The sequence below is a fragment of the Enterobacter soli genome, from assembly GCF_964208575.1.
Lineage (GTDB): Bacteria > Pseudomonadota > Gammaproteobacteria > Enterobacterales > Enterobacteriaceae > Enterobacter > Enterobacter soli_A.
The window spans coordinates 169,393-192,147 of record NZ_CAXOFU010000006.1; the positions used below are offsets into that span (position 1 = coordinate 169,393).

The following is a 22,755-nucleotide window of genomic DNA, read 5'->3' on the forward strand; positions in this document are numbered from 1 at the left end:
AAGATGGTAATGGAGCCCTACAATCCCCCGACGGATCCCTGGCTGGTCATTCTGTATCAGGATGAGCACATTATGGTGGTCAACAAGCCGAGCGGCCTGTTGTCCGTGCCGGGGCGTCTGGACGAACACAAGGACAGCGTGATGACGCGCATTCAGCGCGATTTTCCGCAGGCCGAGTCCGTGCATCGTCTGGACATGGCCACCAGCGGCGTGATTGTGGTGGCTCTGAATAAAGAGGCGGAACGCGAGCTAAAGCGCCAGTTCCGCGAGCGTGAGCCGAAAAAACAGTACGTGGCGCGCGTCTGGGGCCACCCGGCGCAGGAAGAGGGGCTGGTGGATTTACCGCTGATTTGCGACTGGCCGAACCGGCCTAAGCAGAAAGTGTGTTACGAAACCGGCAAGGCGGCGCAAACCGAGTACGAAGTGCTGGAATACGCCCCGGATAACACCGCGCGCGTGTTGCTCAAGCCGATCACCGGGCGCTCGCACCAGCTGCGCGTGCATATGCTCGCTCTGGGACATCCGATTCTGGGAGACCGTTTCTACGCCCCGCCCGAGGCGCTGGCGATGGCGCCGCGTCTGCAGCTTCACGCCCAGACGCTCACCGTGACCCATCCCGTCTTCGGCAACGCGATGACCTTCAAAGCGCCCGTCGATTTCTAAAAAAAAGCCCGACGCTGTCGGGCTCTTTATTATTTGAAACCTTTCTTCTCTTTTATAAGCTCGTAGGCTTTCTGGATTTCCTGCGCTTTTTGCTTCGCCATCTCCATCATTTCCGGCGGCAACCCTTTCGCGACCAGCTTGTCCGGGTGGTGCTCGCTCATCAGCTTACGGTAGGCGCGCTTGATGGTCGTCGCATCGTCCGTCGGCTTCACGCCGAGCACGTTACAGGCGTCTTCCAGCGTAGGGCCACGCTGCGCCTGCTGCCAGCCGCCGCCCGATGAGGACTGCTGCTGATATCCGCCGCCAAACTGCGCGCCGCCCTGCATCATGCGCAGGAACTGGTCGAACTGCATACGGGAGATACCCAGCTCTTCTGCAATAACGTACAGAACGTCACGCTCGTTCGGGTGCAGCGAACCGTCCGCGAAGGCGGCCTGGATCTGGATTTCCAGAAACATCCGAATTAAATCAAAGCGTCCGAAGCAAATGCTGCGGAACTGACGCATTTTTTCACGCAGCGGGTAGTTATCGGCTTTACCAATACGGAACGCATTTTGCGCCGCCAGACGGGAGTCGCCGTGCAGGTTCATTCGGTCCATGAACACGCTGGCGACCTGGATATCCGCTTCCGTTACCCGCCCTTTTGATTTGGTTAAGTGCCCCATCACCTCAAAGGTGGTGGAGAAAAAGAGTGACTGGCGCTCGCGCTGGTTGGCAAACCAGGCCATTTTGCGGCTGCGCGCTTTATCAAACATATGGCCGATAATGAGGCCGAGAACGATCCCCCAGAACCCTGCTCCCATCATGATTGCGAACGCAACGCCGATTATTTTACCCCAATACTGCATATACTCCCCGAATGGTCATGTTCCTGATTCGACGTAACGCCATCATTACAGTGGTCGTGCCACGGTCAATTGAGGGACATCGCCTATAATTTGCATTATCATACTCGTCATTCGATAGCGAGCCTAACACTCTGGCGCGCAAACGGGCAGGATTAACGCTGGTACTGCGCTGATGAGTAAGATAGTCTCTGAGCGTTTGTAAGCCGTAGCCACTGATGACGGAACAATAAATACAACGTATGAAAAAACGTATCCCCACCCTCCTGGCCACAATGATTGGCACCGCCCTGTACAGCCATCAGGGACTGGCAGCCGATCTCGCCTCGCAGTGTATGCTGGGCGTCCCAAGCTATAATCGTCCACTGGTGAAGGGCGATACAAATAGCTTGCCGGTAACCATTACCGCCGACAGCTCGAAAGGGACATATCCTGACAACGCCACGTTTACCGGCAATGTGGATATCAACCAGGGCAACAGCCGCTTGCAGGCAGACGAAGTGCAGCTGCATCAGAAGCAGCCCGACGGCGCGGCCGAGCCAGTGCGCACGGTGGATGCACTGGGTAATGTGCACTACGACGACAATCAGGTCATCCTGAAAGGTCCGAAAGCCTGGTCAAACCTGAATACTAAAGATACTAACGTCTGGGAAGGTGACTACCAGATGGTAGGCCGTCAGGGGCGCGGTAACGCCGACCTGATGAAGCAGCGTGGCGAAAACCGCTACACGATCCTCGAAAACGGTTCATTTACCTCCTGTCTGCCGGGTTCAAACACCTGGAGCGTGGTGGGTAGCGAAGTGATCCACGACCGCGAAGAGCAGGTGGCAGAGATTTGGAACGCCCGCTTCAAGCTCGGCCCGGTGCCCGTTTTCTATAGCCCGTACCTGCAGTTACCGGTTGGCGACAAGCGTCGTTCAGGCTTCCTGATCCCGAACGCCAAATACAGCACCACGAACTACTTTGAGTTCTACCTGCCGTATTACTGGAACATCGCGCCCAACATGGACGCCACCATCACGCCGCACTATATCCACAAGCGCGGCAATATCATGTGGGAAAACGAATTCCGTTACTTGACGAAAGCGGGTACAGGTCTGATGGAGCTGGACTACCTGCCGTCGGATAACGTTTACAAAGACGATACGACGAATAACCCGTCCGGCGACGATCGCCACCGCTGGCTGTTCTACTGGCGTCATGCCGGGGTGATGGATCAGGTCTGGCGTTTCAACGTTGACTACACCAAAGTCAGCGACCCAACCTATTTTAACGACTTCGATTCTAAGTACGGTTCAAGTACCGACGGTTACGCTACGCAGAAATTCAGCGCGGGCTACGCCATTGAGAACTTTAACGCCACGGTGTCCACCAAACAGTTCCAGGTCTTCAGTACCCAGACGGCAAGCACCTACGGCGCAGAACCGCAGCTCGACGTGAACTGGTACCAGAACGACGTGGGCCCATTCGATACCCACGTCTACGCCCAGGCCGTGCATTTTGTGAATACCAATTCCGATATGCCGGAAGCGACGCGTGTTCACCTTGAGCCGACGATCAACCTGCCGTGGTCTAACGACTGGGCAAGCCTGAATACTGAAGCCAAGCTGATGGCTACCCACTATCAGCAGAAAAATCTGGATAGCTATAATGCCAATCCAAATAATGGCCCGGACCTGAAAGAGTCGGTAAACCGTACGCTGCCGCAATTTAAAATGGACGGTAAGCTCATTTTCGAACGTGATATGGGTCTTCTGTCTGATGGTTATACCCAGACCCTCGAGCCGCGTATGCAGTACCTTTACGTGCCATATCGCGATCAAAGCAACATCAATAACTACGACTCCTCTCTGCTGCAATCAGACTACAGCGGCCTGTTCCGGGATCGTACTTATGGTGGTCTTGACCGAATTGCCTCCGCTAACCAGCTCACCACGGGCGTGACAACGCGTGTATATGATGACGCCGCAGTTGAACGTTTTAACGCTTCTGTTGGTCAAATCTATTACTTCACCGAATCACGCACAGGAGATGAGCAAAATATTCAGTGGGAAAACAACGATAAGACAGGTTCTGTGGTTTGGGCAGGAGACACTTACTGGCGTATGACTGACCGCTGGGGTCTGCGCGGCGGCGTTCAATATGACACGCGTCTGGATAACATCGCTAACAGTACCGCCACAATCGAGTACCGTCGTGATGAAGATCGACTCGTTCAGCTGAGCTATCGTTACGCCAGCCCTGAGTATATTCAGGCCACGCTGCCGAAGAACAAAAACGACAAGACCTGGACTCAAGAGCAGTATAAAGACGGCATCTCGCAGGTGGGGGCAGTTGCAAGCTGGCCGATCGCCGATCGCTGGTCGATTGTCGGGGCCTACTACTTCGATACCAATGCCAATAAATCCGCAGACCAGATGTTAGGCCTGCAATACAACTCCTGCTGCTATGCGCTGCGCGTCGGCTACGAACGCAAGCTTAACGGCTGGGATACCAAAAATAATCAAAGCGAATACGATAACGTGATTGGCTTTAATATCGAGTTGCGCGGCCTGAGTTCTAACTACGGTCTGGGCACGCAGCAGATGCTGCGCTCGAACATTCTGCCGTACCGTACTTCCTTGTAATGTGCTTGATTTACAACGTAATCCGCTTTGCGGTTAATTGAAATGGAAAAAGTATGAAGAACTGGAAAACGCTGCTGCTCGGTGTCGCTATGGTTGCTAATACCAGCTTCGCGGCTCCCCAGGTTGTCGATAAAGTCGCAGCCGTGGTTAACAACGGCGTCGTGCTTGAAAGTGACGTTGACGGTTTGATGAAATCTGTGAAGCTCAACTCGGGCGAAGCAGGTCAGCAGCTTCCAGATGACAACACGCTGCGCCATCAGATCCTGGAACGTCTGATCATGGATCAGATCGTTCTGCAAATGGGTCAGAAGATGGGCGTGAAGATCTCTGACGAGCAGCTCGATCAGGCGATTGCGAACATCGCAAAACAGAACAACATGTCGATGGACCAGATGCGCAGCCGTCTGGCCTACGACGGCATCAGCTATCCGACCTACCGTAACCAGATCCGCAAAGAGATGCTGATTTCGGAAGTGCGTAACAACGAAGTGCGTCGTCGCGTCACTATCCTGCCGCAGGAAGTGGATGCCCTGGCGAAGCAGGTTGGCAGCCAGAACGATGCCAGCACCGAGCTGAACCTGAGCCACATTCTGATCCCACTGCCGGAAAACCCAACCTCCGATCAGGCTGCGGAAGCAGAAAGCCAGGCGCGCTCTATTGTTGAGCAGGCTCGTAACGGCGGTGACTTCGGCAAACTGGCGATCACCTACTCTGCTGACCAGCAGGCGCTGAAAGGCGGCCAGATGGGCTGGGGCCGTATTCAGGAGCTGCCGTCTATCTTTGCGCAGGCGCTGAGCACCGCGAAGAAAGGCGATATCGTGGGTCCAATCCGTTCAGGCGTTGGCTTCCACATCCTGAAGGTGAACGATCTGCGCGGTCAGAGCCAGAATATCTCCGTGACCGAAGTTCACGCTCGTCACATCCTCCTGAAGCCATCTCCGATCATGAATGACGATCAGGCCCGTGCGAAGCTGGAGCAGATTGCCGCTGACATTAAGAGCGGTAAAACCTCCTTTGCTAACGCGGCGAAAGAGTTCTCCCAGGATCCAGGCTCGGCTAACCAGGGCGGCGATCTCGGTTGGGCTGCGGCTGATATCTACGATCCGGCGTTCCGCGATGCGCTGATGAAGCTGAACAAAGGCCAGATGAGCGCGCCGGTTCACTCGTCCTTCGGCTGGCACCTGATTGAACTGCTGGATACCCGCAACGTGGATAAAACCGACGCGGCGCAGAAAGACAGAGCCTACCGCATGCTGTTCAACCGTAAGTTCTCTGAAGAAGCGGCCACCTGGATGCAGGAACAACGCGCCAGCGCTTACGTGAAAATACTGAGTAACTGATGAAACACCATCGTGTTGTTATCACTCCCGGCGAACCCGCCGGGATTGGTCCCGACCTTGTCGTCCAGCTCGCCCAGCGCAGCTGGCCGGTCGAACTGGTCGTCTGCGCCGATGCAACACTGTTACAAGACCGGGCAAATTTGCTCGGTCTGCCTTTAACGCTTATCCCCTACGTTGAAGGCCAACAGCCCGCACCGCAGCAGGCCGGTACGCTTACCCTTCTCTCTGTTCCACTTCGCACTCCCGTTATCCCCGGCCAGCTCAGCACCGAGAACGGACATTACGTTGTCGACACCCTGGCGCGCGCCTGCGACGGTTGCCTGAACGGTGAATTTGCCGCGCTGATCACCGGCCCCGTGCATAAGGGCGTGATCAACGAAGCCGGCATTCCGTTTACCGGCCATACCGAGTTCTTCGAAGAGCGCTCGCAGAGCCCAAAAGTGGTGATGATGCTGGCAACCGAGGCGATGCGCGTCGCGCTGGTGACAACCCATCTGCCGATCAAAGCCATTCCGGATGCCATTACGCCTGAACTTTTGCGTGAGATCATCGGGATTTTGCATCACGATCTGCAAACCAAGTTTGGCATCAAACAGCCGCACGTGCTGGTCTGCGGCCTGAATCCGCACGCGGGTGAAGGCGGCCATATGGGAACGGAAGAGATAGACACCATTATTCCGGTGCTCAACGAAATGCGGGCGAAGGGGATGAATCTTAGCGGGCCGCTGCCTGCGGATACCCTTTTCCAGCCCAAATACCTGGATAATGCCGACGCCGTGCTCGCGATGTACCACGATCAGGGCCTGCCCGTGCTAAAATACCAGGGATTTGGCCGCGGGGTGAATATCACCCTCGGTTTACCCTTTATTCGAACTTCCGTTGACCACGGTACTGCGCTGGATCTGGCAGGCCAGGGAAAAGCGGATGTCGGCAGTTTTATTACGGCGCTTAATCTCGCCATCACAATGATTGTTAATACTCAATGACTAATCGAGTCCATCAGGGCCACTTAGCCCGTAAACGCTTCGGGCAAAACTTTCTCAACGATCAGTTTGTGATCGACAGTATCGTTTCTGCCATCAATCCGCAGAAAGGCCAGGCGATGGTCGAAATCGGCCCAGGTCTTGCCGCGCTGACCGAGCCAGTAGGCGAACGCCTCGACGAACTGACCGTTATCGAACTTGACCGCGATCTGGCTGCACGCCTGCAAACGCACCCGTTCCTGGGGCCAAAGCTGACCATTTATCAGCAGGATGCCATGACCATGAACTTCGGCGAGCTGTCAGAAAAAATGGGTCAGCCGCTGCGCGTGTTCGGCAACCTGCCGTACAACATCTCCACGCCGCTGATGTTCCACCTGTTTAGCTATACTGATGCCATTGCCGACATGCACTTCATGTTGCAAAAAGAGGTTGTGAACCGTCTGGTTGCAGGCCCGAACAGTAAAGCGTATGGTCGTTTAAGCGTGATGGCGCAATATTATTGCAACGTGATCCCGGTACTCGAAGTGCCGCCAACCGCGTTCACGCCACCGCCGAAAGTAGACTCTGCGGTTGTGCGTCTGGTGCCGCACAAAACGATGCCTTACCCGGTCAAAGACCTGCGCGTACTGAGCCGCATCACCACAGAAGCCTTTAACCAGCGTCGTAAAACGATTCGCAACAGCCTTGGCAATCTGTTTACCGTGGAAGTGTTAGCGGAACTGGGCATCGACCCGGCAATGCGTGCAGAAAATATTTCCGTTGAGCAGTACTGCAAGCTGGCTAATTACATTAGCGACAATGCGCCGCCGAAGGAGAGCTAAGCCATGATTGATTCGCCCCGCGTATGTGTTCATGTACAAAGCGTCTATATCGAGTCTCAGTCCACGCCGGACGAAGAGCGTTTTGTTTTCGCTTACACCGTGACCATTCGCAATCTGGGGCGGATGCCTGTGCAGCTTCTCGGGCGCTACTGGCTTATCACTAACGGCAATGGCCGTGAAATTGAAGTCCAGGGTGAAGGTGTGGTCGGCGAACAGCCGCACATCGCCCCTGGCGAAGAGTATCAATACACCAGCGGCGCGGTCATCGAAACGCCGCTGGGTACCATGCAGGGCCATTACGAAATGGTCGACGCCGACGGCAATGCTTTCCGCATTGCTATCCCTGTGTTCCGTCTTGCCGTTACCACACTCATTCACTAATCCAATGTCTACATATCTGATTGGCGACGTTCACGGTTGCTACGATGAACTGATCGCATTGCTAAAGCAGGTGGACTTTACGCCTGGCCGTGACACCCTCTGGCTGACGGGCGACCTGGTGGCGCGCGGGCCCGGCTCGCTTGACGTGCTGCGCTACGTAAAATCGCTGGGCGACAGCGTGCGCATGGTGCTGGGCAACCACGATCTGCATCTGCTCGCGGTCTTCGCCGGGATCAGCCGCAATAAGCCAAAAGACAGGATCTCGCCGCTGCTGGAAGCCCCGGACGCCGACGATCTGATCAACTGGCTGCGCCGCCAGCCGCTGCTGCAAATTGACGAAGAGAAAAAGCTTCTCATGGCGCACGCGGGGATCACCCCGCAGTGGGATCTGGAGACGGCGCAAACCTGCGCGCGCGACGTTGAAGCCGTGCTGGCCAGCGACTCCTACCCGTTCTTCCTCGATGCGATGTACGGCGATATGCCGAACAACTGGAGTGAGGATCTGAGCGGCCTGGCGCGCCTGCGTTTTATCACCAACGCCTTCACGCGCATGCGCTACTGCTTCCCGAACGGGCAGCTGGATATGTACTGCAAAGACACGCCGGACAACGCCCCCGCGCCGCTCAAGCCGTGGTTTGCGATCCCCGGCCCCGTCACCGGCGAGTACAGCGTGGTGTTTGGCCACTGGGCATCGCTGGAAGGCAAAGGCACGCCGGAAGGGATCTACGGGCTGGATACGGGCTGTTGCTGGGGCGGTGATTTAACCTGCCTGCGCTGGGAAGATAAAGCTTACTTTGTGCAGCCGTCGAACCGGCATCTGGACTTAGGCAAGGATGAGGCGGTCGCCTCCTGAGAAGTGTTCCCTCTCCGCCAGGAGAGGGAAAAACGCTTAGCGACGCTCCAGAATTTCGAAGCAGTAGCTGTGTGAGTTTTGCGCGTCAGCGTCGTGGAATTCGCTGAATACGGATTCCCACTCGTCCGGATCGTAATCCGGGAAGTGCGTATCCCCTTCCACTTCCGCATCAATGTGGGTCAGATACAGCTTCTGCGCTTTTGGCAGGAACTGCTCGTACACGCGACCGCCACCGATAACCATAATCTCTTCGGCGTCACTGCAGGCGGCAATTGCCTCGTCCACGGACTTCACCCATTCGACACGATCGTCAGTGCCCGGCTGGCTACTGATAACGATATTCTTACGACCCGGCAATGGACGACCAATCGACTCCCAGGTCAGGCGGCCCATCACTACCGGCTTGTTTAACGTAGTACGTTTAAACCATGCGAGATCGGCAGGCAGGTTCCACGGCATGGCGTTTTCCATACCGATAACGCGGTCTACCGCCAGCGCTGCAATCAGACTGATCATTGAAAATTTCCCGGATGCAAAAAATTGCCGCCACTATACGGAAAGCTTAATCTTTCGTCGACTGGCGGCATGGTAAAGAAAGAGAAATTTTTTAATATTGCTGGCAACCCCTCTTCACGCGGAAGGTTTACTCTCCGGCTCATCCGCCGGATCGCCGGTATGCTTGCCCTCTTCCGTGCCCTGCCAGCCGTGACGCTGCACCAGCGACAGATGATTGCGATCTTCGTTAATGATTTCCGTCAGCATCGCGCTGGTACGCTTAAACACCGCCGCGCGCTCGGACGCGGTGCTGCTCGCCATCGCCACCATCTCTTCCACCATGTCGGTGTTGAACCGGCGGAACAGGTCGGCGCGCTCGCGGGCTTCATAAGCGCCCAGCCCCAGGCTTTCCAGCGCCATGCGTCCAGACTTGAGCGCCCCTTCGAAGGTTTCACGCTCGGGTGCGGCAACCCCCGCCTGGCGCAGCTGGATGTAGTGATCCACATCGCGGGCGCGGGAGATGATCGTCAGGTTCGGGAAGTGCTCCTTCGCCAGCGCCACCATCTCCATGCTGGCCTGGGGATCGTCGATGGCGTTGATCAGCACTTCCGCTTTCGCCGCCCCCGCAGACTCCAGCAGATCGACGCGCGTGGCATCGCCGTAGAACACCTTCATATCGAATTTACGCAGGGTATCGACATGGTCGGGATCGTGATCGAGGATGACCATTTTCACCCCGCTTGAAAGCAACAAACGGCCGGTGATCTGCCCGAAGCGGCCAAATCCGGCGATGATCACCCGCGGCTGTTCTTCGTCGATTTCGTCCGCCTCACGCTCCTGCTCGCTGCCCGATTTTTCCAGACGCGTCAGCAAGACCAGCAGGATCGGCGTCGCCGCCATCGACAGCGCCACCGCCAGCGTCAGCGCTTTCGCCCATTCCGGGTCGAGCACGTTCGCCATCTGCGCGGCACCGAAGACCACGAAAGCAAATTCACTTCCCTGCCCCAGCAGCACGGCAAACCACAGGCGCTGCTTGTTCGGCACCTTCAGCGGACGGGCGATCAGCCACAGCATCACCATTTTAATAACGAGGAAGCCCACCAGCAGGATGACGATCCGCAGCGGGTGGGTGACCAGCGTACCAAAGTCGATAGACATCCCCACGCCGATGAAAAACAGCCCCAGCAGCAGCCCCTTGAACGGCTCGATATCGCTCTCCAGCGCGTGACGGTATTCCGAGCTTGCCAGCAGAACGCCCGCCAGGAAGGCGCCCATCGCCATCGACAGGCCGGCCTCTTCCAGCAGCAAGCCAAAGCCAAACACCAGGAACAGGGCCACGGCGCTGAACACTTCGCGCAGGCCGGAGCGGGCAACAAAGCGCAGCAGCGGACGGGTCACATAGCGGCCCAGCAGGATCACCAGCGCCAGCGCCCCCGCCACCTTCAGCGCCGAGAGTGCAAAGGCGCCGAGCGTAGTGGACGAGCCGCTTGCCGCCAGCAGCGGGATCATCGCCACCAGCGGGATAGCCGCGATATCCTGGAACAGCAGCACAGAAAAGGCGCTACGCCCCATCTGGGATACGGTCAGGTTACGCTCGTTCATCGCCTGCATTGCAATGGCGGTCGAGGAGAGCGCCAGCGTCATGCCGATCAGCTCCGCCACCTTCCAGTCCATGCCGAGCAGAATGCAGAACCCGCCCAGCAGCAGGCCGCAGGCCACCATTTGCAGCGCGCCGCCGCCAAAGACCGAGGCGCGCAGCTTCCATAAACGCTGGGGATCGAGCTCCAGGCCAATGACAAACAGCATCAGCACTACGCCGATCTCGGCGAAATGCAGAATCGACTCGGCGTCGGTCACCAGGCGGAAGCCCCACGGCCCAATGACGCACCCGGCAATCAGATAGCCGAGCACCGAGCCCAGCCCCAGACGAACCGCCACCGGGACAATCAGCGCCGCCGCGCCGAGGTATATCAGCGCCTGTATCAGCGTATGGCTATCCATTGTGCGTCTCCTGCCACTCAATTAAGCGTTGTTTATAGTGACGAGCCTGCGCCTGTAAGGTTTCATCGTCGCACACGAAGGTGCAATGCATCGCGAAAGGCGGCAGCCAGTTCAGACCGCAGTAGAGCGCGGTCGCCTGAAGCGGCTGGGCCAGCACGTCGAAGCCGGGGAAGGCGCCGATCTCAAAGTGGCTCTCGCCGCCGCCGGTAGTGACCGCCCACATCAGGCTTTTGCCCTTCAGGGCATTGCCGTTGTGACCGTACGCCCAGCCGTGGGAGAAGACTTTGTCGATCCAGAGCTTAAGAAGAGGAGGCGTGCTATACCACTGCATCGGGTGCTGCCAGACGATCAGATCGGCACGGGAAATCTCCTCCTGCTCGGCGGCGATATCGATATTGAAGTCGGGATAGAGCTGATAAAGGGAGCGGACTTCCACTCCGTCGAGCGTCCTTGCCTGTTCAAGCATCCGCTTATTCGCATGGGAGTGATGCGGATACGGATGCGCATAAATGATTAAAATCATAAATTAGCCTGATGTTTTTCTGCCTACTTTTGTCAAAAGAGTGTAGTCAGTTATTCATCAGGCTAATAGTGAATATTATTGACAGGCCGGAATGAGAATACTGAATTAGTTATCCAGTTCGCCCATCGATTTAACCTGGTCGCGGTTAATCTGCTCGGTTTGACCGGTTTCGGCGTTTTTGTACGACACCAGACCGGTATCGTCATCCACCTGCGGTTTGCCGTCGGTCACGATGGTTTTGCCATCGGTGGTTTTCACGGCCTGATTGGAAGAACAGCCCGCGACGGTGAACATTGCTGTGGCCGCAAAAATTGAGGCGATAAGAAGTTTATTTTGCATGTTGTTTTCTCCTGCACTCAGATGAATTTAATTATCGTCCTGATAATTCTAGGCTAACTCACTGAGTAAGGATGGAAAACCAGAAGGTTCTGAAGATGGGAATAACGCCCGACAGCGGGGTGCCGCCGGGTGTCGGGACTTACTTGTTAATCTGCGCGTGCATTTCCTGCACCGAAATCACCTTCTCGGTAGCGTCCGCGTTCAGCGCCATCGCCGTGGCGAAACCGCCGTTCAGGGTGGTGTCGTAGTGCACTTTGTACTGCAGCGCGCTGCGGCGAATCAGCTTGGAGTCTTCAATCGCCTGGCGGCCTGCCGTGGTGTTGATGATGTAGGTGTATTCGCCATTCTTGATACGGTCCTGAATGTGCGGACGACCTTCATGCACCTTGTTCACCAGGCGCGGGTTGATGCCCGCTTCGCCCAGCACAATCGCCGTACCGTGGGTGGCATCCAGCTCGAAGCCCTGCTTAAGCAGCTTGGCGGCCAGGTCAACCACGCGCTCTTTGTCGCCTTCGCGAACGGAGAGCAGCGCACGGCCAGATTTCTTCATGGTGGAGCTGCTGCCCAGCTGCGCCTTCGCGAACGCTTCTGCGAAGGTGCGGCCAACGCCCATCACTTCCCCGGTAGAGCGCATTTCTGGCCCTAACAGCGGGTCAACGCCCGGGAACTTGTTGAACGGCAGAACCACTTCTTTCACCGAGTAGTACGGTGGAATAATTTCTTTGGTCACGCCCTGCTGGGTCAGCGTCTGGCCCGCCATCACGCGCGCCGCCACTTTCGCCAGCGGTACGCCGGTCGCTTTGGACACGAACGGTACGGTACGCGCCGCGCGCGGGTTGACTTCAATCAGGTAGACTTCGTTGTCTTTCACCGCAAACTGCACGTTCATCAGACCGCGAACCTGTAATTCGAAGGCCAGCTTCTGCACCTGCTGGCGCATCACGTCCTGAATTTCCTGGCTCAGCGTGTAGGCCGGCAGAGAACAGGCGGAGTCACCGGAGTGAACGCCTGCCTGCTCGATGTGCTCCATGATGCCGCCAATCAGCACCATTTCGCCGTCGCAGATGGCGTCAACGTCCACTTCCACCGCGTCGTCGAGGAAGCGGTCAAGCAGCACCGGCGCATCGTTGGACACGCTCACCGCCGTCTGGAAGTAGCGGCGCAGGTCGGCTTCGTCGTAGACGATTTCCATCGCGCGGCCGCCCAGTACATAGGAAGGACGCACCACCAGCGGGTAGCCAATCTCTTTGGCCTTCTCAACGGCCTGTTCAATGGCGGTCACGGTGGCGTTCGCAGGCTGTTTCAGCTTCAGACGGTCAACCGCCTGCTGGAAACGCTCGCGGTCTTCTGCACGGTCAATCGCGTCCGGGCTGGTACCGATAACCGGTACGCCTGCCGCTTCCAGCGCGCGCGCCAGCTTCAGCGGCGTCTGCCCGCCGTACTGCACGATAACGCCTTTCGGCTTCTCGATGCGCACGATTTCCAGCACGTCTTCCAGCGTGACCGGCTCGAAGTACAGGCGGTCGGAGGTGTCGTAGTCAGTGGAGACGGTTTCCGGGTTACAGTTAACCATGATGGTTTCGTAACCGTCTTCGCGCAGCGCCAGCGAGGCGTGTACGCAGCAGTAGTCGAACTCAATGCCCTGGCCGATACGGTTTGGCCCGCCGCCCAGCACCATAATCTTGTCGCGGTCGACGGACGGGTTCGCTTCGCACTCGTCTTCATAGGTGGAGTACATGTAGGCGGTGTCGGTAGCGAATTCTGCCGCACAGGTATCGACGCGCTTGTACACCGGGTGCAGGTTGTACTGGTCGCGCAGCTTGCGGATTTCCGCTTCGCGCACGCCAGCCAGCTTCGCCAGACGCGCATCGGCAAAGCCTTTACGCTTGAGCACGCGCAGGAAGTCAGCGTCCAGGCCGTTGATGCCCAGATCCGCCACCTTCTCTTCCAGACGCACCAGCTCTTCAATCTGCACCAGGAACCAGCGGTCGATGTTGGTCAGGTTGAACACGCCGTCCACGGACAGGCCCGCGCGGAAGGCGTCGGCGATGTACCAGATACGCTCTGCGCCCGCGTCTTTCAGCTCGCGGCGGATTTTGGTCAGCGCTTCCGGGTCGTCCAGGCTCACTTTCGGGTCAAAGCCGGTCGCGCCCACTTCCAGGCCGCGCAGCGCTTTTTGCAGGGACTCCTGCTGGGTGCGGCCAATCGCCATCACTTCGCCCACCGATTTCATCTGGGTGGTCAGGCGGTCGTTCGCGCCGGCGAATTTCTCGAAGTTGAAGCGAGGAATTTTGGTTACAACGTAGTCGATAGACGGTTCGAAGGACGCCGGGGTACGGCCGCCGGTGATGTCGTTCATCAGCTCGTCGAGGGTGTAACCCACCGCCAGCTTCGCCGCCACTTTGGCAATCGGGAAGCCGGTCGCTTTAGACGCCAGCGCGGAGGAGCGGGACACGCGCGGGTTCATTTCGATAACGATCAGACGGCCCGTTTTCGGGTTCACTGAGAACTGCACGTTAGAGCCGCCGGTTTCGACGCCGATTTCACGCAGTACCGCCATCGAGGCGTTACGCATGATTTGGTACTCTTTGTCGGTCAGGGTCTGGGCTGGCGCAACGGTGATGGAGTCACCGGTGTGGATGCCCATCGCATCGAAGTTTTCGATGGAGCAGACGATGATGCAGTTGTCGTTTTTATCACGCACCACTTCCATCTCGTACTCTTTCCAGCCAATAAGAGACTCGTCAATCAGCAGCTCTTTGGTTGGGGAGAGATCCAGACCGCGCTCGCAAATCTCTTCGAACTCTTCGCGGTTGTAGGCGATACCGCCGCCCGTACCGCCCATGGTAAAGCTAGGGCGGATAATGCACGGATAACCCACGTCAGCGGCAACCGCCAGCGCTTCTTCCATGTTGTGTGCGATACCGGAACGCGCGGTGTCGAGGCCGATTTTCTTCATCGCCACGTCGAAGCGGCGACGGTCTTCTGCTTTATCAATCGCGTCGGCGGTGGCGCCGATCATGGTCACGCCGAACTCTTCCAGCACGCCCTGACGCTCAAGCTCCAGCGCGCAGTTCAGCGCGGTCTGGCCGCCCATGGTTGGCAGAACCGCATCCGGACGCTCTTTTTCGATGATTTTGCGCACCACTTCCCAGTGAATCGGCTCGATGTAGGTTGCATCGGCCATTTCCGGGTCGGTCATGATGGTTGCCGGGTTGGAGTTCACCAGGATTACGCGGTAACCCTCTTCGCGCAGGGCTTTACACGCCTGTGCGCCAGAGTAGTCGAACTCACAGGCCTGGCCGATAACAATCGGGCCAGCGCCAAGGATCAGGATGCTTTTTATGTCTGTACGTTTTGGCATTGTCTTCTCGGCTCCTGATTATTTAGCGGTCTTACGGTATTGCTCGATAAGTTCGATGAAGTGATCGAACAGCGGCGCGGCATCGTGCGGGCCAGGGCTGGCTTCCGGGTGACCCTGGAAGCTGAACGCAGGCTTGTCGGTGCGATGGATGCCCTGCAGGGTGCCATCGAACAGCGACTTGTGCGTCACGCGCAGGTTAGCGGGCATGGATGCCTCATCTACCGCGAAGCCGTGGTTCTGCGCCGTAATCATGACGGTATTGTTGTCGATGTCTTTCACCGGGTGGTTTCCACCGTGGTGACCGAACTTCATCTTGACGGTGTTCGCCCCGCTCGCCAGCGCCAGCAGCTGATGGCCGAGGCAGATGCCGAAGACCGGGATATCCGTTTCCAGGAAGGATTTAATGGCGTCGATAGCGTAGTCGCACGGCGCCGGGTCGCCCGGGCCGTTAGAGAGGAAGATGCCGTCCGGGTTCATCTTCAGGACGTCTTCCGCAGAGGTTTTCGCCGGAACCACCGTCAGGCGGCAGCCGCGGTCAACCAGCATACGCAGGATGTTGCGCTTGGCACCGAAATCGTAGGCCACCACGTGGAACGGCAGCTCGCTTTCGGATTTCGCTTCCGGCAGGTCGCCTTCCAGCGTCCAGCTACCCTGCGTCCAGCTGTAGGCTTCGCGGGTGGTCACTTCTTTCGCCAGGTCCATACCGTTCAGGCCCGGGAAGGCTTTCGCTTTTTCCAGCGCCAGCGCCGCATCCAGGTTGTCACCTGCGATGATGCAGCCGTTCTGTGCGCCCTTCTCGCGCAGCAGACGCGTTAGCTTACGGGTATCGATATCGGCAATCGCCACGATGTTATGGCGCTTGAGGTAGGAAGAGAGGTCTTCGGTATTGCGGAAGTTGCTGGCAATCAGCGGCAGGTCGCGAATGACCAGGCCTTGCGCATGTACCTGAGAGGATTCTTCGTCAGCAGCATTGGTGCCGACATTGCCGATATGAGGATAGGTAAGAGTAACGATTTGGCGAGAATAAGAAGGATCAGTGAGGATTTCTTGATAACCGGTCATTGAAGTATTGAAAACGACTTCCCCAACCGCCGAACCCGTTGCCCCTATGGCCCGACCGATAAACTGGGTTCCGTCTTCCAGAACCAATAGCGCTGACTTAATCAAAACACCCTCCAGAGAATATTCACTCACTTTATTTGCATATTAATTCACAACCACGTTATGAAGCAATGCAAATTTGTTGCCAGCGGATTTTTGGCAAACGGCGGCATTCTGGGTATTTGGAGGGTAAAAGTCAACTCAAAAGCGGATATTTTATTTATTCTTTTGCAGGCCTGGCGGCTGGAATGCGGTTTAAGCGGCGAAATGATCAGGTAAATCACATCAGAAAACGCTTGCGCGGCAAGTTTAATGGAAATCTGAGCCCGACGACACGGAAAAGTAGACCAGATGGTCAAAATTTACATTACCGCAACACAAATTGAGCGGTTTAATGTGCTTTTTAAGAGGTAAGTTACTAATTAAGGATGAAACAGGCAAAATAAAAGGGCAATAAATTATTGCCCTATGCAATCAAGACATTACGACTGCAATAACCACATCACGATGGGTAATAACGCTTACAAATTGTTGAGATCGAGCACATCTCGCATATCAAAAAGACCGTTATCCTTACCTTTCAGCCACAAAGCGGAGCGCACGGCACCGTTAGCAAACGTCATGCGGCTTGACGCTTTATGCGTAATCTCCACGCGCTCGCCAATATCGGCGAACATCGCCGTATGTTCGCCGACGATGTCGCCCGCGCGCACGGTCGCAAAACCAATGGTGCCCGGCACGCGCTCGCCGGTGTGGCCTTCGCGGGTGTAAACCGCGCACTCTTTTAAATCTTTATCCATTGCATGAGCAATCGCTTCGCCCATCGCCAGCGCCGTGCCCGATGGAGCGTCCACTTTATAGCGGTGGTGCGCTTCAACGATCTCAATGTCGGTGTAGTCGCCCATCACCTTCGCCGCCTTCTCCAGCAGCTTCAGCATGACGTTAACCCCCACGCTAAAGTTCGCGGCGAAGACAATCGCAATCTCGCCGGATGCATCCTGAATGGCCTGCTTTCCGGCATCGTCAAAACCGGTGGTGCCGATGACCATGCCTTTACCGTGCTCGCGGCAAAATGCCAGGTGGTTCAGCGTGCCTTCCGGACGGGTAAAGTCGATGAATACGTCGAAGTCGTCTTTTACCGCATCCAGACTGCTCTGTACGCTAACGCCCATCTTCCCTGCCCCGGCCAGCTCGCCCGCATCGGAGCCCAGCAGTGAGGAACCTTCACGCTCCAGCGCCGCGCCAAGCGCCACGCCATCCATCTGTAGCGCCGCCTGAATCAGCTGGCGGCCCATACGTCCACCCGCGCCCGCAATGGCGACACGGATCTGTGCATCATGCATAGTTATTCTCTTACGTTAAAATGATGTAAACCGTTTTCAGATTAACCAGCCTTCGCGGAGGCTGCCAACTGAAAACACCGATAATTAGAATTTAACGTGAAACCGACGTAAATATCAGTAAAAGACATGATTTCGTCGTCACGATAAATCATTGGCAAAAAAAAAGGCCAGCACAGGAGGTGCTGGCCTTTTATCAGAAAAGGGATTATTCCACTTCGCGCGCGTCGATACGCAGCTCTTTCGGCACTTCGAAAACGATGTTCTCTTCACGGCCTTCCAGCGGTACGGCTTCGCCGCCGCCCAGCTCCTGAAGACGCGCAATCACGTTTTGCACCAGAATATCCGGCGCGGAAGCGCCGGCGGTGACGCCAACGCAGGCGGCATTTTTCACCCAGGCTTCCTGAATGTCGGTAGCATCGTCGATCAGAAACGCCGCTTTCCCCATACGCTGCGCCAGCTCGGCCAGGCGGTTAGAGTTAGAGGAGTTTTTCGAACCGACCACCAGCACCACGTCCGCCTGTTCCGCGAGAGCACGCACCGCTTCCTGACGGTTAGTGGTGGCGTAGCAGATGTCATCTTTACGCGGCCCGACGATTTTCGGGAAGCGCTGGCGCAGGGCGTCAATCACGTCTGAAGTGTCGTCAACCGAGAGCGTTGTCTGGGTCATAAACGACAGACGGGCTTCGTTTTTGACGTTCAGCGTGAACACATCTTCCGGCGATTCCACCAGGTACATGCCCCCTTCAGGGTTGCTGTACTGGCCCATAGTGCCTTCCACTTCCGGGTGCCCCGCGTGACCAATCAGAATCGACTCTTCACCGCGACGGCTGGCGCGCGCCACTTCCATATGCACTTTGGTCACCAGCGGACAGGTGGCATCGAAAACGGTCAGGTCACGGCTTTTCGCTTCGTTACGCACCGCCTGCGACACCCCGTGGGCCGAGAAGATCAGGATCGCGCCGTCCGGCACTTCGCTAATCTGCTCAATAAAGATAGCGCCGCGCTCGCGCAGGCTGTCCACCACGTAGCGGTTATGAACCACTTCGTGACGCACGTAAATTGGCGCGCCGTAAATCTCCAGCGCGTTTTCAACAATGCTGATAGCGCGGTCTACACCGGCGCAGAAGCCGCGCGGGTTAGCCAACAGGATCTGCATTTCAGGCCTCCAGTGCCGGATCGATCCCCAGCACTTCAATATCAAAATGGACGGTGCGCCCGGCAAGCGGATGGTTGAAGTCAACGGTAATGGAATCGCCGTTAACTTCACGGATCACGCCAGGCATTTCGCTGCCGTCCATAGCGGTAAAGAGCATAATCGCCCCAACTTCAGGCTCGCCCGCATCCATAAACTCACGGCGCGAGAAGTACTGAACGAGATCCGGGCTTGGCACGCCAAACGCCGCATCCGGCTCCAGCGAGAACGCCTTTTTCTCACCCTCTTTCAGACCGAGCAGCTGCTGCTCAAGGCCTTCGGAAAGGGAGGTATCACCAAGACGAAACAGGGCGGGTTTTCCATTATTGCGGGTAGATTCAGCAGTGGAGCCATCATCCAGCTTCAGCGTGAAGTGAACGAGGAGTGCGCTGTTGCTCTGTACGGATTTAGACATACACATTGCTCTTTAATGTTGTCTCGCCTGTTTGCCGGGTGACGCGTAGCGATCCCGGCCTACAAGTGTCGGCATATTCGGTAGGCCGGGATCGCTACGCGTCACCCGGCTGGTTTTGTTACGCCTGCTCTTTCGCGGCCGGTTTAGGCAAGAAGCCCTCCAGCACGATTAACGCCGCACCGATGCAAATGGCGCTGTCGGCGAGGTTAAAGGTCGCGAAGTGCCAGTCGCCGACGTAGAAGTCGATCATATCGACCACAAAGCCGTGCCACAGGCGGTCAAACAGGTTGCCTAACGCGCCGCCAATGATCAGCGCGTAAGCGATGTTATTCAGCTTTTGCGTTGCTTTCGAACGGTACATCAGCACCGCCAGCACCACGCAGATACCGATAGCGATACCCGCGAAGAACCAGCGCTGCCAGCCACCGCTGTCAGCAAGGAAACTAAACGCTGCGCCGTAGTTGCGCGCGTAGTGCAGATTAAGGGACGGGAACAGCGACACCGTATCCCCCAGAGCAAAGTTCTGGAGGATCAGGAATTTGCTGCCCAGATCGATAATCAGCACCACCACCACCAGCCACAGCCAGCGCAGTCCTGTTGAACAGAGAGATTTACTCATCAGGCAAACTTACGTTGCTCGCCGTCACCGGCGACGTTGCTTACACAGCGTCCGCAGATGTCTGCGTGTTCCGCCACCTGACCGACATCGGTAGTGTAATGCCAGCAACGCGGGCACTTCTCACCGTCGGCTTTACTCAGTGCCACTTTCAGCCCTTTGAGCAGTTCGCTCTGCTGGGCATCAGCTGGCGCTGCGGCATAATCCGCAACTTTCGCACCGGAGGTCAACAGGACAAATCGCAATTCATCGCCGAGCGCCGTCAGTTTCGCCGCCAGCTCAGGTTCCGCGTACAGGGTTACTGCCGCTTCCAGAGAGCCGCCCACTTTCTTGTCAGCACGCGCCTGCTCGATAACCTTGTTCACTTCGCCACGCACTTTCAGCAGCTCTTCCCAGAAGGCATCGTTCATGGCTTCGGTGTTGGACAGGTCGAACAGACCTTCGTACCACTCGCCGGTGAAGACATACTTCTCGCGATCGCCCGGCAGGTAGCCCCAGATTTCATCCGCGGTGAAGGACATGATCGGCGCCATCCAGCGCACCAGCGCTTCTGCGATGTGGTACAGGGCGGACTGGCAGCTGCGACGCGCCACGCTGTCGGCTTTCGCGGTGTACTGACGGTCTTTGATGATGTCGAGGTAGAACGAGCCCATTTCGATGGAGCAGAAGCGCATCAGGCGCTGCACCACTTCGTGGAAATCGTAAGACTCGTAGGCTTTCAGGATATCTTCCTGCGCCGCTTTCGCGCAGCCCACGGCCCAGCGGTCCAGCACCACCATGTCTTCCGGTTTCACCATGTCTTTCACCGGATCGAAACCGTTCAGGTTCGCCAGCAGGAAGCGCGCGGTGTTACGGATACGACGATAGCTGTCGGCAGCACGCTTCAGGATCTCGTCGGACACGGCCATTTCGCCGGTGTAGTCGGTGGATGCCACCCACAGACGCAGGATATCCGCGCCCAGCTTGTTCATCACGTCCTGCGGAGAAACGGTGTTGCCGATGGATTTCGACATCTTGCGACCCTGACCATCAACGGTGAAACCGTGGGTCAGCACCTGACGGTAAGGCGCTTTGCCTTTCATCGCGGTGGAGATCATCAGGGATGACATGAACCAGCCGCGGTGCTGGTCGGAACCTTCCAGATACATGTCGGCTGCGTGGCCCGCGAATTCAGGGCGCACGTCAACAACGGAAGCGTGGGTAGAACCGGAGTCGAACCACACGTCAAGGGTATCTGGCACTTTCTCGTAGCTGTCGGCGTCTGCGCCCAGGATGTCGCGGGAATCGAGATCCCACCACGCCTGAATGCCGTCAACTTCAACGCGCTTGGCGACTTCTTCCATCAGCTCCAGGGTATTTGGATGCAGTTCCTGAGTCTCTTTATGCACGAACAGAGACATCGGCACGCCCCAGGTACGCTGACGAGAGATACACCAGTCAGGACGGTTCGCGACCATGGATTCGATACGCGCCTGGCCCCAGTCAGGGATCCACTGCACGCCTTTGATCTCTTTCAGCGACTGTGCGCGCAGGCCTTTCTGATCCATGCTGACGAACCACTGCGGGGTCGCACGGAAGATGATCGGTGACTTGTGGCGCCAGCAGCATGGGTAGCTGTGCTGCATTTTTTCGACGTGCAGCAGCGCGCCGCTGGTGCGCAGCATATCCACGATGATGTCGTTCGCTTTGAAGACGTTGATACCGTCCAGCGCCGGATAGGTGCCAGGCAGGTAAGAACCGTCCGGGCCCACCGGGTTAGCGATTTCCAGACCGTATTTCAGGCTGATGTTGTAGTCGTCCGGGCCGTGGCCGCCGGCGGTATGCACCGCACCGGTACCTGCGTCCAGGGTCACGTGATCGCCCAGAATCGCCGGAACATCGAAGTCCAGGAACGGGTGTTTGAAGCGCATCAGCTCCAGCGCGTCACCTTTCACGGTGCCCAGCACGGTGTAATCGGTGATGTTCGCGCGTTTCAGCACGCTTTCAACCAGATCCTTCGCGAGGATTACCGCCTGACCGTCAACCTGCACCAGCGCGTATTCAAACTCACCGGACAGGGAGATCGCGCGGTTTGCAGGCAGCGTCCACGGGGTAGTGGTCCAGATGACCAGAGAGATCGGGCCGTTGACGGACGACACGCCAAATTTCGCTTTCACCGCGTCCTGATCGACGGCCTGGAACGCCACGTCGATAGACGGAGAGGTTTTGTCGTAATACTCAACTTCCGCTTCTGCCAGCGCAGAACGGCAGTCAACGCACCAGTGAACCGGCTTCGCACCTTTATGCAGGTGACCGTTACCGATGATTTTACCCAGCGCGCGGATGATGTTGGCTTCGGTTTTAAAGTCCATGGTCAGGTACGGGTGCGACCAGTCGCCCAGCACGCCCAGACGGATGAAGTCGGCACGCTGGCCTTCTACCTGAGTCGCGGCATATTCGCGGCATTTGGCGCGGAATTCAGCGGCGGTGAACTTCTCACCTGGCTTGCCGAACTCTTGCTCCACTTTCAACTCGATTGGCAGACCGTGGCAGTCCCAGCCCGGAACGTAAGGCGAGTCATATCCCGCGAGTCCTTTGGACTTCACGATAATGTCTTTCAGAATCTTGTTTACGGAGTGACCAATATGAATGCTGCCATTCGCATATGGAGGGCCATCATGCAGAATGAAGGTTTTTTTGCCTTTTTTGGCTGCACGAATGATGCCGTACAGGTCATCATCGGTCCAACGCGCCAGCATTCCCGGTTCGCGCTTGGCGAGATCGCCGCGCATCGGGAACCCTGTTTCCGGCAAATTCAGGGTAGATTTATAGTCACTCATCAGATTCTCGGTTCCGTATTTATCACGTAGGCAG

At 57.0% G+C, this 22,755-nt stretch carries 20 protein-coding genes; 8 read left to right on the forward strand and 12 right to left on the reverse strand.

Annotated features, from left to right (window positions below):
• The first annotated feature begins 3 nt into the window (after positions 1-3).
• On the forward strand, positions 4-663 hold the full coding sequence (gene rluA, locus AB6V08_RS08345) for a bifunctional tRNA pseudouridine(32) synthase/23S rRNA pseudouridine(746) synthase RluA (RefSeq protein ID WP_368542237.1): 660 nt from the start codon (positions 4-6) through the stop codon (positions 661-663).
• A 29-nt stretch (positions 664-692) separates the two neighbouring features.
• Here the strand turns inward: rluA and djlA are convergent, their stop codons facing one another.
• Complete coding sequence (gene djlA / locus AB6V08_RS08350) at positions 693-1,511, reverse strand: co-chaperone DjlA (RefSeq protein ID WP_368542238.1); 819 nt, start codon at positions 1,509-1,511, stop codon at positions 693-695.
• 239 nt (positions 1,512-1,750) lie between these two features.
• Between djlA and lptD the strand changes: the two genes are divergently transcribed.
• Genes lptD through apaH form a run of 6 tightly spaced genes read left to right on the forward strand, consistent with a single transcriptional unit; the run spans position 1,751 to position 8,513 of the window.
• Complete coding sequence (gene lptD, locus AB6V08_RS08355; protein WP_368542239.1) at positions 1,751-4,135, forward strand: LPS assembly protein LptD; 2,385 nt, start codon at positions 1,751-1,753, stop codon at positions 4,133-4,135.
• A gap of 53 nt (positions 4,136-4,188) precedes the next feature.
• Positions 4,189-5,475: a peptidylprolyl isomerase SurA gene (gene surA, locus AB6V08_RS08360; protein ID WP_368542240.1), complete on the forward strand. Its 1,287-nt coding sequence runs from the start codon at positions 4,189-4,191 to the stop codon at positions 5,473-5,475.
• A complete protein-coding gene (gene pdxA, locus AB6V08_RS08365; RefSeq protein ID WP_368542307.1) occupies positions 5,472-6,461 on the forward strand; it encodes a 4-hydroxythreonine-4-phosphate dehydrogenase PdxA in 990 nt (329 codons plus the stop codon). The genes surA and pdxA overlap by 4 nt, the downstream gene beginning before the upstream one ends.
• Entirely contained in the window at positions 6,458-7,279 is an 822-nt protein-coding gene (rsmA, locus tag AB6V08_RS08370; protein WP_368542241.1) for a 16S rRNA (adenine(1518)-N(6)/adenine(1519)-N(6))-dimethyltransferase RsmA, read from the forward strand. Before pdxA ends, rsmA begins: the two co-directional genes overlap by 4 nt.
• 3 nt (positions 7,280-7,282) lie before the next feature.
• Positions 7,283-7,660, forward strand: coding sequence for a Co2+/Mg2+ efflux protein ApaG (gene apaG / locus AB6V08_RS08375; protein WP_368542242.1), 378 nt, complete (start codon positions 7,283-7,285; stop codon positions 7,658-7,660).
• A 4-nt stretch (positions 7,661-7,664) separates the two neighbouring features.
• Positions 7,665-8,513: a bis(5'-nucleosyl)-tetraphosphatase (symmetrical) ApaH gene (gene apaH / locus AB6V08_RS08380; protein WP_368542243.1), complete on the forward strand. Its 849-nt coding sequence runs from the start codon at positions 7,665-7,667 to the stop codon at positions 8,511-8,513.
• 36 nt (positions 8,514-8,549) lie between these two features.
• Here the strand turns inward: apaH and folA are convergent, their stop codons facing one another.
• The 6 genes from folA to carA form a co-directional block, all read right to left on the reverse strand.
• Positions 8,550-9,029, reverse strand: coding sequence for a type 3 dihydrofolate reductase (gene folA, locus AB6V08_RS08385; protein WP_368542244.1), 480 nt, complete (start codon positions 9,027-9,029; stop codon positions 8,550-8,552).
• Positions 9,030-9,143: 114 nt separating this feature from the next.
• Positions 9,144-11,009, reverse strand: coding sequence for a glutathione-regulated potassium-efflux system protein KefC (gene kefC, locus AB6V08_RS08390; RefSeq protein ID WP_368542245.1), 1,866 nt, complete (start codon positions 11,007-11,009; stop codon positions 9,144-9,146).
• Positions 11,002-11,532 carry a glutathione-regulated potassium-efflux system oxidoreductase KefF gene (kefF, locus tag AB6V08_RS08395; protein ID WP_368542246.1) on the reverse strand — a complete coding sequence of 177 codons (531 nt, stop codon included), beginning with the start codon at positions 11,530-11,532 and terminating at the stop codon, positions 11,002-11,004. The genes kefC and kefF overlap by 8 nt, the downstream gene beginning before the upstream one ends.
• A gap of 105 nt (positions 11,533-11,637) precedes the next feature.
• Positions 11,638-11,871 (reverse strand): YgdI/YgdR family lipoprotein, encoded by a 234-nt coding sequence (locus AB6V08_RS08400; RefSeq protein ID WP_368542247.1) that lies wholly within the window; start codon positions 11,869-11,871, stop codon positions 11,638-11,640.
• A 139-nt stretch (positions 11,872-12,010) separates the two neighbouring features.
• The gene (gene carB / locus AB6V08_RS08405) at positions 12,011-15,235 is read right to left on the reverse strand and encodes a carbamoyl-phosphate synthase large subunit (RefSeq protein WP_368542248.1); all 3,225 of its coding nucleotides are present in this window, start codon (positions 15,233-15,235) and stop codon (positions 12,011-12,013) included.
• Positions 15,236-15,253: 18 nt separating this feature from the next.
• The gene (gene carA / locus AB6V08_RS08410) at positions 15,254-16,402 is read right to left on the reverse strand and encodes a glutamine-hydrolyzing carbamoyl-phosphate synthase small subunit (RefSeq protein WP_368542249.1); all 1,149 of its coding nucleotides are present in this window, start codon (positions 16,400-16,402) and stop codon (positions 15,254-15,256) included.
• Between the two features lie 57 nt (positions 16,403-16,459).
• On the opposite strand from carA, the gene AB6V08_RS08415 reads away from it, so the two are divergent.
• Positions 16,460-16,615 (forward strand): hypothetical protein, encoded by a 156-nt coding sequence (locus tag AB6V08_RS08415; protein WP_368542250.1) that lies wholly within the window; start codon positions 16,460-16,462, stop codon positions 16,613-16,615.
• A gap of 242 nt (positions 16,616-16,857) precedes the next feature.
• On the opposite strand, the gene dapB is transcribed toward AB6V08_RS08415, so the two are convergent.
• From dapB to ileS, 5 genes are all read right to left on the reverse strand, one after another.
• The gene (gene dapB, locus AB6V08_RS08420) at positions 16,858-17,679 is read right to left on the reverse strand and encodes a 4-hydroxy-tetrahydrodipicolinate reductase (protein ID WP_368542251.1); all 822 of its coding nucleotides are present in this window, start codon (positions 17,677-17,679) and stop codon (positions 16,858-16,860) included.
• A 205-nt stretch (positions 17,680-17,884) separates the two neighbouring features.
• Positions 17,885-18,835: a 4-hydroxy-3-methylbut-2-enyl diphosphate reductase gene (ispH, locus tag AB6V08_RS08425; RefSeq protein ID WP_022647010.1), complete on the reverse strand. Its 951-nt coding sequence runs from the start codon at positions 18,833-18,835 to the stop codon at positions 17,885-17,887.
• Position 18,836: 1 nt separating this feature from the next.
• Positions 18,837-19,286 carry an FKBP-type peptidyl-prolyl cis-trans isomerase gene (gene fkpB / locus AB6V08_RS08430; protein WP_368542252.1) on the reverse strand — a complete coding sequence of 150 codons (450 nt, stop codon included), beginning with the start codon at positions 19,284-19,286 and terminating at the stop codon, positions 18,837-18,839.
• Between the two features lie 118 nt (positions 19,287-19,404).
• Positions 19,405-19,905: a signal peptidase II gene (gene lspA / locus AB6V08_RS08435; RefSeq protein WP_368542253.1), complete on the reverse strand. Its 501-nt coding sequence runs from the start codon at positions 19,903-19,905 to the stop codon at positions 19,405-19,407.
• The gene (gene ileS / locus AB6V08_RS08440; protein WP_368542254.1) at positions 19,905-22,721 is read right to left on the reverse strand and encodes an isoleucine--tRNA ligase; all 2,817 of its coding nucleotides are present in this window, start codon (positions 22,719-22,721) and stop codon (positions 19,905-19,907) included. Before ileS ends, lspA begins: the two co-directional genes overlap by 1 nt.
• Positions 22,722-22,755: the final 34 nt, after the last annotated feature.

Excerpts from the sequence above, each read along its gene's own strand:
- rluA (WP_368542237.1), top strand. The coding sequence starts at position 4 with ATGGTAATGGAGCCCTACAATCCCCCGACGGATCCCTGGCTGGTCATT.
- djlA (WP_368542238.1), bottom strand. The coding sequence starts at position 1,511 with ATGCAGTATTGGGGTAAAATAATCGGCGTTGCGTTCGCAATCATGATG.
- lptD (WP_368542239.1), top strand. The coding sequence starts at position 1,751 with ATGAAAAAACGTATCCCCACCCTCCTGGCCACAATGATTGGCACCGCC.
- surA (WP_368542240.1), top strand. The coding sequence starts at position 4,189 with ATGAAGAACTGGAAAACGCTGCTGCTCGGTGTCGCTATGGTTGCTAAT.
- rsmA (WP_368542241.1), top strand. The coding sequence starts at position 6,458 with ATGACTAATCGAGTCCATCAGGGCCACTTAGCCCGTAAACGCTTCGGG.
- apaG (WP_368542242.1), top strand. The coding sequence starts at position 7,283 with ATGATTGATTCGCCCCGCGTATGTGTTCATGTACAAAGCGTCTATATC.
- apaH (WP_368542243.1), top strand. The coding sequence starts at position 7,665 with ATGTCTACATATCTGATTGGCGACGTTCACGGTTGCTACGATGAACTG.
- folA (WP_368542244.1), bottom strand. The coding sequence starts at position 9,029 with ATGATCAGTCTGATTGCAGCGCTGGCGGTAGACCGCGTTATCGGTATG.
- kefC (WP_368542245.1), bottom strand. The coding sequence starts at position 11,009 with ATGGATAGCCATACGCTGATACAGGCGCTGATATACCTCGGCGCGGCG.
- kefF (WP_368542246.1), bottom strand. The coding sequence starts at position 11,532 with ATGATTTTAATCATTTATGCGCATCCGTATCCGCATCACTCCCATGCG.
- AB6V08_RS08400 (WP_368542247.1), bottom strand. The coding sequence starts at position 11,871 with ATGCAAAATAAACTTCTTATCGCCTCAATTTTTGCGGCCACAGCAATG.
- carB (WP_368542248.1), bottom strand. The coding sequence starts at position 15,235 with ATGCCAAAACGTACAGACATAAAAAGCATCCTGATCCTTGGCGCTGGC.
- AB6V08_RS08415 (WP_368542250.1), top strand. The coding sequence starts at position 16,460 with ATGAAGCAATGCAAATTTGTTGCCAGCGGATTTTTGGCAAACGGCGGC.
- dapB (WP_368542251.1), bottom strand. The coding sequence starts at position 17,679 with ATGCATGATGCACAGATCCGTGTCGCCATTGCGGGCGCGGGTGGACGT.
- ispH (WP_022647010.1), bottom strand. The coding sequence starts at position 18,835 with ATGCAGATCCTGTTGGCTAACCCGCGCGGCTTCTGCGCCGGTGTAGAC.
- fkpB (WP_368542252.1), bottom strand. The coding sequence starts at position 19,286 with ATGTCTAAATCCGTACAGAGCAACAGCGCACTCCTCGTTCACTTCACG.
- lspA (WP_368542253.1), bottom strand. The coding sequence starts at position 19,905 with ATGAGTAAATCTCTCTGTTCAACAGGACTGCGCTGGCTGTGGCTGGTG.
- ileS (WP_368542254.1), bottom strand. The coding sequence starts at position 22,721 with ATGAGTGACTATAAATCTACCCTGAATTTGCCGGAAACAGGGTTCCCG.